We start from the raw sequence: 12,178 nt of genomic DNA on the forward strand, positions 1-12,178 counted from the left end.
GGTTACGGAAAACAATTGAAAGCGATTTTTAATCCAGAAACAGGAGCATATAAAGGTGTAGGTGGTTTTAAGGCTATATTTGACATTTTTCCCAGCACTTGGAGCTGGGAAGTCTTCTGGAACATTACCGCTTTGTTATCTATCATGCTTGGAGTGATGAATTTATTACCTATTCCAGCTCTTGATGGAGGCCATGTTTTGTTTTTATTATACGAAATGATAAGCGGCAGAAAACCAAGTGATAAATTCCTAGAGAATGCCCAAATGGTTGGTTTTGTTTTACTTATATCGTTGTTGCTTTTTGCAAATGGCAACGATATTTATAAGGCAATCATAGGAAAATAATATAATATAAATTTTTTATAGATTTTATTTGCTTCAAAAAAATTAAGCACTATATTTGCACCGCTTTAAAAGTGAAAATACACTTTCCTTCTTAGCTCAGTTGGTTAGAGCATCTGACTGTTAATCAGAGGGTCCTTGGTTCGAGCCCAAGAGAGGGAGCAAAAAGCTAGTCGAAAGACTAGCTTTTTTTGTTTCTGTATTTTACGAACCACCGTAAAATCTGGCTATCAACTCCACTAAATTATTCTCTGAATTGGTTCAAAAACAGTCTTTTTCGAGTATTATGTTTTCTGGGATTGATACGAGACAACTTAATGTGATATGTTATTAGGTTTAATAAAAAAATCTCCTTACGGAGGTTAACTTTTGTTAATGATATAATTCTATCATTGTTTGGTATTATAATTTATTTAGAACCTTTCAAGTAATTCATTTTAGTATTGTACAACAGTATATAGGCTCTCTTACTTGATGGATTTAAAAAGGAACGATTTGTTAGTTCTTCTATCCTATTTTGTTTTTCTAAAAAAGGAGCTAACAACTTTTCTATTCTACTTTCCATAACACCTATTCGTTTTCCAAATTCAATAAAATCAATTTTTGACGGATGTAATGATTTTTTGAAGTCATCACTTTTATAATCATCTTCAAATAACCCTTTATCTAATGCAAAGTCCGTATCATCAACATGAAATCTTGTATTCACTAAATCATAGGCGGGACTTAATACATAATCCCCTCTTGAGGTTTCTAACAAAGAGAAGTTTTTTAGATGAGCATCTCCGTTAGAAATAATATAATTAAAAACAACTAATGAAAAATATTTTTCAATTTCTACCCTCCAAGCCGGCACATACTCTTGGATTAATTTACCTATTCCTTCATAGCTATATTCATACTTGAAATTGTACCCCGCATTATCTTTTGATTTTCCTGCCAAGGAAGCAAAATCTTCTTTGCCCCATTTTTCTCCATTTTCTTTTACATCAAATCGCTTTGTTATATAAGCCGGTATGCCATTCTTAAAAAAGACCATTGCGTTTTCAGCGGTATTAATCCCATATACTTGTTTGGCTATTTGCATTGTCAAATGTTCATTTGCCGGAAGCTGGTCAACTTTTTTAAGGTCTCTTGGAATGGGTTTTAATATATAAGTTCCTTGTTCTCCTTGATGGGTTAACCGCAATTTATTTTTATCAAGTATAAAACTTAATTTTTCTTGAACCCCTGAAATAGAAATCCTTTTGCGGTTTTCTATAAATTGTTCGGCTACATCCTCGTCTATATTAGTAGAATCATACGGTAAAATATGATTTACTTTTTTTCCATTAAATACGTTTCTAAGGCAACTCGGGCTATAAGCGCTAAATCCTTCGGATAAAGTTCCGGGACAATTTATTATTTCGTCAATATTCATTTTGCAATGGGTTTTACAGTTATAGCACCAATGGTATCATATTGAGCCGTAGCCATCAATAATCCGAAATTATCCTCTTCATCAATTTTTAGTTGTATGCTTTGTAATTTTCTATTTACTCCCTCGCTTAACATATTAAAAAAAAAGGGGAATAAGTATTGGCTTGTATATTCTATTTTTGATTTAGGCAAATTCAAGCTTATTGCAGGTTTGGTAGTGTCGTTAAAATAACGCTCTTCATATCTGAACACAAAGTTGTTTCTATTTTCCTCTGAAAGTTGTCCAGCTAAAACCCCATTCCGATAGATTTCCATTGCTCTCATTTATTCACTTTTTTTACTTCTATATTGAGTTCCAATCCTAAAACATCCATCAATTTTTGAATAATCTCTATAGATGGATTGCTCTGAGCTCGTTCTAATTTATAAATTGTATTTACACTGATGTCCGACAATTCAGAGAGGTGTGATTGTGTTATGTCTAATTCTTTCCTCCTTGTTCTTATGGCTTCTGCTATCTGATTAACTAACATTATAATGTGATTTTTATGTAAAAGTAATGAAAAAAGCATTCCGTCAATACATTTATCACATTATATCGTGATTTTATGTGTTTTACTTTATAAATGGGATTGAACTAAATAAAATATCACATTATAGTGTGATTAATAGCTGTCATTTTTATCTCTTGTAAAGAAATTTCTATTTTCTTTACATTAGACTTTTTGTTTGTTAAAAAAATGTGATTTTCTATACATAACAGTTTTAATTCAAAAATTATGCTTCAAATTATAACAAACACACAACACCAAATTATAACAAACACACGATGACTTTTATAAAGCGGAGTTAAATGTTAAAGATATAAAATCATTAAACGCTAAAGAAGTTCATAATTATATTTAAGCCTTAAAAAAGGGATTCAGTTTAATTTCTGAAAGGAAACTTAGTACTAACAATAGTATTATTGAGATACAATCGTTATTAGAAAACAACAATGCAGGTTTTAGAAAAGTTCCGGGAACATCATTAAAAAACACCTCTACATTTTAAATAAAAAATGTCTGAAAAATACAAAGTCATCGATAGTACCACACCTACTTTTATAACGATAACAATAGTAGATTGGTTAGATTTATTGGTACGGCCAATTTATTGTAATATTCTGGACTAATCCCTAAATTATGGTATTAAGGAAAAAGGATTGAGCGTTCACGCTTATGTCTATATTAGCAGTCACATGCATTTAATTATAACAGCATTTGATGGCGAGCTACAAAATGGTATTCGCGATTTTAAAAAATTTACACCCCCAGGTGCAATACCTATCGTTGTCTATGGCGAATCCGAAGAAGTGCTAATTCCTAAAATAGAAAGCATAATCGAGCACTATAAAATTTTTAATCTAAAAAATACTTGTGTATTAGAAAGAGACTACGACTTAAGAAATTTATTTTTCGCAAAAATATAAAAGTAGAATCCGATTCCATTTTGAGTTTGAAAGGACTGGAAAAGGAACGCGTAATTTGTCAACATACATTCCTTTAGAATTTGAAAAAGAAGCTTTTGAATTTGCTTACACTATTATTACAAGAACTTATGGAGTTTTAATTATAGTTATCACTGAACAAACAGTAGATGTGTACAAAAAGGTACCGGGTCTTTTAAATAAAGAAAGAATCATTTTTTGGGATAAAAATTCAGAAGAAAAGTTCAAATCCTTTTGTGAAGATTATGTACCAATGGAGATTTTAGACGAGGATGAGAATGATTTAGATTTTATAGTTTTATAAAACGAATTAATGACGGTAAAAACTAACATTAAACGCTATTTTTATTTATTATGATAGTATTTACCAACATAATTAAAAATTAACTATTAGTATTTAATCATTAACAATTATTTTTGCTACATTTGTTGGTAAATACCAACACTGATAGCAATTTAAATCAATAACAATGGGAAATACCAACACTAACTGGATTGCAATGAGCGATACAGCAATCGTGAGTAAAATTGGAGAATTCATTAAAAACGAACGATTAAATAGCAATAAAACGCAAGCGCAATTGGCAGATGAAGCAGGCATAAACAGATGGACAATAAGTCAAATTGAAAATGGGGAAGCTATTACAATGATTTCGTTAATTCAAATTATGAGAGCTTTGAATATTTTACATCTATTAGAAATTTTTTCTATTAAACAAGAAATAAGCCCAATAGAATTAGCTAAGCTGAACCAAAAAAAGAGACAACGAGCCAGAAATAACGATAATGATAATACAAAACAATCAGATTGGTAATGGTAACAACAGCTTTTGTAAAAATATGGGGAGAAACAGTTGGTGCAGTAGCATGGAATACAGAATCAGGTTATGCAAGTTTTGAATACGATCCAAAATTCATAAAAACTAAATCAGATTTGTCTCCACTAAAAATGCCAATTGCAAACAGCAACAAACGTATTTTTTCATTTCCAGAACTTAGAGACACAAAAACATTTAATGGTTTACCTGGTTTACTAGCAGATGTATTACCTGACGATTACGGTAATCAATTAATAAATGCATGGTTAGCACAAAATGGTCGTTCTGAAAACAGTATGAATCCCGTAGAATTGTTATGCTTTATAGGAGCACGAGGGATGGGAGCTTTAGAATTTGAGCCTTCACAACTGAAACCTAACAAAAAAGCATTTGATATAGAAATAGATAGTTTAGTAACCATTTCTCAAAAGATGCTTTCCAAAAGAGAAGGTTTTGAAACCAACTTAAATGAAGATGAACAGCAAGCCATGTTGGATATTCTTAAAATTGGAACCTCTGCAGGTGGTGCGCGTCCTAAAGCCATTATTGCCTACAACGAAAAAACCGGACAAGTAAAATCAGGGCAAACCAATGCGCCAAAAGGATTTGAACATTGGTTGATTAAGTTAGATACGGTTAGCGATGTACAGTTTGGTGAAAGTACTGGCTACGGCAGAATTGAAATGGCGTATTACCTGATGGCAAAAGCTTGCGGAATTGAAATGATGGAATCTCGTTTAATGGAAGAAAATGGTAGAGCCCATTTTATGACCAAACGTTTTGACCGTGAAGGAAGTGAACAAAAGCATCACATACAAACCTTATGCGCTATGCAACATTATGATTTCAAACAAATAACGAGTTATAGCTATGAGCAATTATTTCAAACGATGCGTTTATTAAGACTGCCCTATCCACAAGCAGAACAATTATACAGACGAATGGTATTCAATGTCATTACACGAAATTGCGATGACCATACAAAGAACTTTGCCTTCCGATTGAAAGAGAATGGGGATTGGGAGCTTTCACCTGCTTACGATATTTGTTATGCCTATCGCCCCGGTAGTGATTGGGTAAGTCAGCATAATTTGAGTATTAATGGTAAGAGGACGAATATCACAAAAGACGACTTACTTTCGGTGGCAAAATCAATGAATATAAAAAAAGCAAATACAATTATTCAACAAATTGATACGGTTGCAAAAAAATGGTATGAATTCGCTGAAACCACTAAAGTTGATAATTATATGAAAGAGAGTATTGGTAAATCACATCTAATCTTATAAGTAAAGAAAAATGTTTGCAGAGAAAGTAATTCAAACACTTAGAGAAAGTGACAAAAACATACTTTTCTATTTTGATACGGATGGATCAAAAAAAAGAATAATTAATAGCTATTGAAGAAACTGGTATAAAAGTAATAGAGTTAAAGTTTCCACATTGGTGCTCGTCTGCGACGAGTACCTACCTATATTAACACACAAATCTTAGCGTTTGCAACGCGGTTTATCACTAAAACATCTCTATTAATCAAACGGATTTTAGAGTTAATTTAACCCGCTAGCGCGGCTTTCTAATCCGTGCCCATTTCAATAAGCAGCTAAAAAAAGACCCAGCTCTTCGAAGTGTTCTATAAAAATTAAACGTTCTTACAAGTCGGGATTGCTCTGTGATGTCTCCTGACTTCGTACCCACAAAGACAAGAAAAAACAGCGGCTTTAATATAAAAGTTAAAGAATTTCATAAAGGGCAGGGATTGCAAATCAGCGCTATCGGACAAAAAAACGCTATAAATTTATATATATAATATTTGGCAGTGATTTGGCAATAAATATTTTCAATTTATTTATTGATGTATTTATCTGAAAAATCATCTTTTAAATCTACACCTGATAGTTTTTTAAATAACATTTCGTCAATTAAATAGGCTAATTTCATGGCTGCAAATTCATATGACAAACCTTCAATTTGTATGTTTGAAATACAATTTCTTTTTTCATCTGTATTTCCTTTTTTGGGATTATAAGTAATATATGCACCCATACTCGTTGGCGAACTTAATCCTGGTCTCTCTCCAATCAAAACCAAAGCAATACTGGAGTTTAGTATTTCTCCAATTTCATCTGAAATAGCAACTCTGCCATATTTTGCAAGAATAATTGGCGATATAGTCTTAAGTTTTAATTTAGGAATTAAATGTGCTATTAGTTTAATAGCATGAAGATTTACAGCTTCAGCTGATAATCCATCTGCAATAATGATAGACAAAGTTATTTTTTTTTCAGGCCAATCTTTTAGTTTTTTTATGCTTATTTCATTAAGAAGTCTTCCATTATTAGGATTCTTAAGATAGTCAATTCTGTTACTTATTTGACTTTGAACTAAAATGCTATCGAAACTAATTTTTTTTGCATCTTCAGCTAAATTTAATATATCCAATTCAGTACTTATAGCGTCTTTTGCCAGTGCATGTGCCATTCGAAACTCTAAAACCTTATTAGTTGGTAATGAATTTCCTGATCTACCAAGTGCAATTCTTGCATTTGTATATTTTTTTAAAATATGCCAATCATCCAACTCCATAAATAAAATTATTTATTGATTAATTCTAATAATTTGTGTTGACTTTTATGGGGTAAAAGTTCATTATTATGATTCATTATACCATTTTTGATTAACCATTCTTCAAATTCTGGTGCTGGTTTAAGGCCAAGAAGTTTTCTAATGTATAAAGCATCATGAAAAGAAGTACTTTGATAATTCAACATAATATCATCTGCTCCGGGAATTCCCATTATAAAATTGCATCCTGCGGTTCCTAAAAGCGTTAATAACACATCCATATCATCTTGATCTGCTTCAGCATGATTTGTATAGCAAATATCGCAACCCATTGGAAGCCCCATAATTTTAGCGCAAAAATGATCTTCTAGGCCTGCTCTTATAATCTGTTTACCATCAAATAAATATTCTGGACCAATAAAGCCCACAACTGAATTTACTAAAAAAGGATTGAATTCACGGGCTACCGCATAGGCACGAGCTTCTAATGTTTGTTGATCAATACCATGATTTGAGTTAGAAGAAAGTGAACTCCCTTGCCCTGTCTCAAAATACATAACATTATTTCCTATTGTGCCTCTTGATAATGATTGTGCAGCCTCATAACCTTCTTTTAAAACAGATAAATTGATGCCGAAACTTTTATTTGTTTTTTCGGTTCCGCCAATTGATTGAAAAACTAAATCTACTGGAGCTCCTTTTTCAATAGACATTATTGTATTTGTTATGTGACTAAGTATACAAATCTGTGTTGGTATTTTATATTGCTGTCTCATATCGTCCAGCATTTTTAATAAATTGATTTGTGTATTAATATTGTCAAAAGCAGGATTTATACCTATAAGTGCATCGCCACTTCCATAAAAAAGGCCATCAACTACTGAGGCAAGTATTCCTTTAACGTCATCTGTTGGATGATTAGGTTGAAGACGCGTCGATAAATGACCCTTTAATCCAACTGTACTTCTAAATTTAGTGATTACTTCACATTTTGAACTAACAAGTATCAAATCTTGTAAGCTCATAATTTTAGAGACAGCAGCAGCAATTTCAGGAGTAATTGATTTTTGTATACTGGTTAATTCGTTTTTCTGAATAGTATTATCAAGTAAATAATTACGAAAATCCCCCACTGTTAAATGGGAGATACTTTTAAAACCTTCCTTATCATGACTATCAAAAATTAATCGAGTAACTTCATCAGTTTCATAGGGAATCAATGGTTCATTTAAAAATTCACAAATTGGAATTTCAGCCAGTGTCATTTGTGCGGCAACACGTTCTTGATATGATTTTGCTGCAATTCCGGCTAAAATATCTCCAGAACGGAGCGGTGAAGCTTTGGCCATTAATTCGGCTAGGGTGTCAAAAACAAAAACAATATTATTTACCGTGTGTTTGTACATTGATTTGATTTAAAAGTCTAATTTGATGGAATTTGGTTTTTTACAATAGTTATTTGGTTTTATAAAATATTTTGAAGAAGAGGTAACCTAAAACGACTGTCCCAAAATACAATAAAGCCAAAACAGGATTGAAATAACTCATGGTAATGATGGATAATAAACCTATTATCATTGCTGTTATTGGAAGAATTGGATAAAAAGGCACAACAAACGGTCTTTCTAAATTTGGTTCCGTTTTTCGTAACTTTAGTAATGATATCATAGAAATAATATATAAAGTAAGTGCTCCAAAAACAGCGATAGTTATTATTTCGCCTGTTTTATTAGTAAACAAAGCTGCAATTCCAAGAATCATATTTACGATTAGAGCATTGGTAGGAGTTGAAAATTTTGTGTTTATTTTTCCTAAAAATTTCGGCGCATAATTTATTTTTCCTAACTCCATAGTGGCTCTTCCTCCGGCAAGAATTAATCCATGAAATGATGCTATAAGACCAAATAGGCCAACGCTAATAATTAATTGGTACATTAGACTATCTTTTGATACCGCTTTTGCCATTGCTAAAGGAAGCGGTGAGTCTGATAAACTTCCATCTGATTTATAAACAATTTCCTCCCATCCGCCTACACCAATTGAAGCTACAAATACCATAACACATATTATAACTAGTGTTAGCATAGCACTTCCAAAACCTTTTGTGATATCTTTTTGAGGATTTACGGTCTCTTCTGCAACATTTGCAAGACCTTCTATACCAAGAAAAAACCAAATAGCAAAAGGAATAGCGGCAAAAATCCCAGCCCAACCATTTATGCTTGCATTTTTTGTGAAGTTATCTGCTGAAAAATGTGGGATTGTTATTCCGAAAAAAAGCAATAACTCTGCAACAGCAAGTAGGGTAATAAAAAGTTCAAAACTGGCTGCTATTTTTACACCCAATACATTTAACGTTGTAAATATTAAGTAAATGATAATTGCAGTTTGTATAATAGGAATTTGTGGAAATGAAAGATTTAAATAGGCCCCTATTGCAATTGCAATTGCTGGAGGTGCAAATACAAATTCAATAACTTGGGCTAGTCCTGTAATAAAACCTATATCTTTTCCTAGTGCTCTGTTTGCATAATCGAAACCACCACCTGCTTTTGGAATTGCACAAGATAATTCGCAATAAGAAAAACTAAAGCATACATACATAATTGCTATAATGAAAGTGGCAATTGCCATTCCAAATGTACCTCCTTTTTCAAGTCCTAAATTCCAACCAAAATACATTCCAGATATTACATATCCTACCCCAAGACCCCATAAGAGGATAGGTGACAGTGTCTTTTTAAGATGTGTGTTCATAAAATAGCTGTTAAATTACACCCAGCGGGTTAAGTATACTATATATAAGCGTACTTTTTGTGTTTCATTAATTTTTTAGAGACGTTATTTAGGTAAAGTAAAATAGAATGTAGTGCCTACGTTTAATTTTGATTTAAACCAAATTTTACCACCTGCAGTCTCTATTATATTTTTAACAATTGATAATCCGATACCGCTAGAATCTGTTCTGTTATTTAGTTTTTTAAAGACTTGAAAAATGAAATCAAAATGTTCTTCGGCTATACCTATACCATTGTCTTCAATAGAAAACAGTATAAATTCATTTTGATTTTCCCAATTAATAGTAACAATACTTTTTTTATTGGCATCTCTATATTTGTAGGCGTTCTCAATTAAATTTTGGAAGATCTGTTTGGTTTTAGTATTATTTAATTTAATATCGGGTAGTGGCTTTAGTATATTGACACTAACACTTTTCATTTTGTTAATATCTATATTCATTATAATACTCTCAACAACTAGCTGTGTTTCAGATTTGTTGTGTTCTTTTTGAGAAGATCTAAGTTCAGAATATTGTAAAGTACTTGAAATTAACTGATTCATATCAATTATAGATTCATTAATGATAGAAATATATTCTAAGCTATCCTTGCTTAATTTACCCTCATTATCTTCTTTAATCCAATCGACACATGATGCAATACTATGCAAAGGTGTTTTAAGATCGTGGGATACTATATGGGCGTAATTAGAAAGTTCAATGTTACTCTCCTTTAAGTCTGAAATTAATTTTTCGTTTTTAAAAATTAAGGTTTTTATTTCTGTAATATCCAAATGAATACCTAACGAGCCGATTATTTCACCATTAATGTTGTAATTAGGAGAACCGCTTACTAGCCAATACTTCGTTTCTCCATTTTTAGCTAAAATTTCAATTTCATATACATCATCAATACCCTCTTTTCTAATTCTGATTTTCTTATCTATGATTTCTAGATATTGGTTTGTAATTAATACATCTTTTGCTCTCTTTCCAATAAGTTCATCTGAAGCATAACCACTCATAGTGCAAAAAGCATTATTTAAAGATAAAATGATATCATTATTATCAACTTCCATTAATCCAAGATTAATATTCTCAATAATATTTTTGTATTTTGTATTTTGAAATTTTAAACTTTTATCATAATTAATTTGAAGTGTAACATCTCTATATGTCCATACGTGACCATCTAATTTGCCGTTTAGTAATATTGGGGCATAACTTCTAGAAACAAATCTACCGTCTTTTAATTCAAGGATTTCATCAGATACCGCTTCTTGATTTTTAATTATTTCTTCGATTCTACTGACAAATTCATTTTCATTAAGAAAAACCCCTTTAGAATTATCACTTGCAATTTCACAAGATAAGCCTATTAATTGATCATGTGCCTCTATAGGTATATTAAAAAGATTTAAAAAAGCATTGCTGGCAAATTCTATATATCTGTCCTTAGATTCTATAATTTTAGCATCAGAATAACTTTCAAAAATAATTTCTAATCTGTTTTTTGTAGCTTCTAGTTCTTGTTGCTTTAAACTTTTTTCTAATTCTGCAGCTGAATTTTTTATATGAAGAGAAATTAAAATTGAAATTTTAGATAAAGCAGCTAATTTATCTTTGGTATAATGATTTTTTTCAGGATGTTCAGAATCAATAATACCAACTACCTGACCATCCAACAAAATGGGAACCGTAATTTCGGAAAGCCTATGCAAATCGTCAATAATATAATCTTTATCTTTAGTGGTATCATTAATTATTTCGCCTTTTTTGGTTCTTGCTACTCTTCCAACCACACCTTTATCTATGGGTATTGCTAATTTATTTTTTATGATGTGATTCGCGTCTAATTTATTACTTGTTGTTGCTAATTGAACTAACTCTCCGTTTATAAAGCCATAAAACACGCAATCATACGTATTTAAAAATTCAGCAATATGATTAACCAAGTCAAAAGCATTGGTAAAAATATCATTACTCTTTAATAAATCTTTTACTATTTGTGATTCAAATTTTTCAAATTGCTGTTGCTTTTGTACTTTTAAGTCAAGCAAATATTTTTCAGTTACATCCCTTACAATGGCTTGATGCGCATAGGGCATTTTTTCAGAATCAACTAAAATTTTTGATTTTATATTAACGTATTTTTTTTCTCTTTTTGCATTTATAAATTCATAATAAAAAACTTCCTTTTCGCTTTCAAGATAATCTTTGCCTAATAGTTTGTGGATTTCCTTTTTATGTCTATTAGAAAATTGCGAAATATTATCTATTCTAAAATCATTACTAAGGCCTAGAAGTTTCGTTGCTTCTTTATTAATTTTTAAAATGTCACCATTAAAATCAACTACAAATAATGCATCTACTAGATTGTCTAAAAGATCGTTCTGAAATTCTTCTTGAGTCAATACTCTATTTGAAAGTTGTATATTATTAAGATAAAGTTCCCTCAAGCGATTTTCTACAAAACCTTCAGCAAGTTCTTTAGCTTTGCGCTCTCTTTCAAGTGCTCTTTTTAATATTTCTATATTATTTGTACTCAAAATAAATAGGTCTTTTAGTAATTTAAATAAAAAAATAAGGAAAAATGATAGTGTGTTTATTACAGATAAAAAACATTAAATTATAGGCGCCTAATTTAGTTCAATATCAAATTTTACTCCATTTTTAGCATCAAAAGACTTGTCAATAGTAACAGCTCCACTAACATTAAAATGATTTAAGGTTTCTTTTATTAAGCCTATGGCAAAATAGGTTAAC

At 31.1% G+C, this 12,178-nt stretch carries 12 protein-coding genes and 1 tRNA gene; 6 read left to right on the plus strand and 7 right to left on the minus strand.

Annotation, left to right across the window (positions count from 1 at the left end; genetic code table 11):
* Together ACKVOD_RS08270 and ACKVOD_RS08275 are read left to right on the plus strand one after the other, a co-directional pair.
* Positions 1-345 (plus strand): site-2 protease family protein (locus ACKVOD_RS08270; RefSeq protein WP_409208999.1); only part of this gene is annotated, 345 nt, incomplete at its 5' end.
* Between the two features lie 85 nt (positions 346-430).
* Positions 431-504, plus strand: a tRNA-Asn gene (locus ACKVOD_RS08275).
* 247 nt (positions 505-751) lie between these two features.
* On the opposite strand, the gene ACKVOD_RS08280 is transcribed toward ACKVOD_RS08275, so the two are convergent.
* Genes ACKVOD_RS08280 through ACKVOD_RS08290 form a run of 3 tightly spaced genes read right to left on the minus strand, consistent with a single transcriptional unit; the run spans position 752 to position 2,294 of the window.
* The gene (locus ACKVOD_RS08280; RefSeq protein WP_409209000.1) at positions 752-1,762 is read right to left on the minus strand and encodes a type II toxin-antitoxin system HipA family toxin; all 1,011 of its coding nucleotides are present in this window, start codon (positions 1,760-1,762) and stop codon (positions 752-754) included.
* Complete coding sequence (locus ACKVOD_RS08285; RefSeq protein ID WP_409209001.1) at positions 1,759-2,085, minus strand: HipA N-terminal domain-containing protein; 327 nt, start codon at positions 2,083-2,085, stop codon at positions 1,759-1,761. Before ACKVOD_RS08285 ends, ACKVOD_RS08280 begins: the two co-directional genes overlap by 4 nt.
* On the minus strand, positions 2,082-2,294 hold the full coding sequence (locus ACKVOD_RS08290) for a helix-turn-helix domain-containing protein (RefSeq protein ID WP_409209002.1): 213 nt from the start codon (positions 2,292-2,294) through the stop codon (positions 2,082-2,084). Before ACKVOD_RS08290 ends, ACKVOD_RS08285 begins: the two co-directional genes overlap by 4 nt.
* Positions 2,295-3,001: 707 nt before the next feature.
* On the opposite strand from ACKVOD_RS08290, the gene ACKVOD_RS08295 reads away from it, so the two are divergent.
* From ACKVOD_RS08295 to ACKVOD_RS08310, 4 genes are all read left to right on the plus strand, one after another.
* Positions 3,002-3,232 carry a hypothetical protein gene (locus tag ACKVOD_RS08295; RefSeq protein WP_409209003.1) on the plus strand — a complete coding sequence of 77 codons (231 nt, stop codon included), beginning with the start codon at positions 3,002-3,004 and terminating at the stop codon, positions 3,230-3,232.
* A gap of 55 nt (positions 3,233-3,287) precedes the next feature.
* Complete coding sequence (locus tag ACKVOD_RS08300) at positions 3,288-3,554, plus strand: hypothetical protein (protein WP_409209004.1); 267 nt, start codon at positions 3,288-3,290, stop codon at positions 3,552-3,554.
* Positions 3,555-3,720: 166 nt separating this feature from the next.
* On the plus strand, positions 3,721-4,065 hold the full coding sequence (locus ACKVOD_RS08305) for a helix-turn-helix domain-containing protein (protein WP_409209005.1): 345 nt from the start codon (positions 3,721-3,723) through the stop codon (positions 4,063-4,065).
* On the plus strand, positions 4,065-5,357 hold the full coding sequence (locus ACKVOD_RS08310) for a type II toxin-antitoxin system HipA family toxin (protein ID WP_409209006.1): 1,293 nt from the start codon (positions 4,065-4,067) through the stop codon (positions 5,355-5,357). Before ACKVOD_RS08305 ends, ACKVOD_RS08310 begins: the two co-directional genes overlap by 1 nt.
* A gap of 556 nt (positions 5,358-5,913) precedes the next feature.
* Here the strand turns inward: ACKVOD_RS08310 and eutC are convergent.
* From eutC to ACKVOD_RS08330, 4 genes are all read right to left on the minus strand, one after another.
* Complete coding sequence (eutC, locus tag ACKVOD_RS08315; RefSeq protein WP_409209007.1) at positions 5,914-6,654, minus strand: ethanolamine ammonia-lyase subunit EutC; 741 nt, start codon at positions 6,652-6,654, stop codon at positions 5,914-5,916.
* 8 nt (positions 6,655-6,662) lie between these two features.
* Positions 6,663-8,039: an ethanolamine ammonia-lyase subunit EutB gene (locus ACKVOD_RS08320; RefSeq protein ID WP_409209008.1), complete on the minus strand. Its 1,377-nt coding sequence runs from the start codon at positions 8,037-8,039 to the stop codon at positions 6,663-6,665.
* Positions 8,040-8,088: 49 nt separating this feature from the next.
* Complete coding sequence (gene eat, locus ACKVOD_RS08325; RefSeq protein WP_409209009.1) at positions 8,089-9,390, minus strand: ethanolamine permease; 1,302 nt, start codon at positions 9,388-9,390, stop codon at positions 8,089-8,091.
* An 84-nt stretch (positions 9,391-9,474) separates the two neighbouring features.
* The gene (locus tag ACKVOD_RS08330) at positions 9,475-11,961 is read right to left on the minus strand and encodes a PAS domain S-box protein (RefSeq protein ID WP_409209010.1); all 2,487 of its coding nucleotides are present in this window, start codon (positions 11,959-11,961) and stop codon (positions 9,475-9,477) included.
* Positions 11,962-12,178: the final 217 nt, after the last annotated feature.

The sequence above is a fragment of the Flavobacterium sp. genome (assembly GCF_046155325.1).
Lineage (GTDB): Bacteria > Bacteroidota > Bacteroidia > Flavobacteriales > Flavobacteriaceae > Flavobacterium.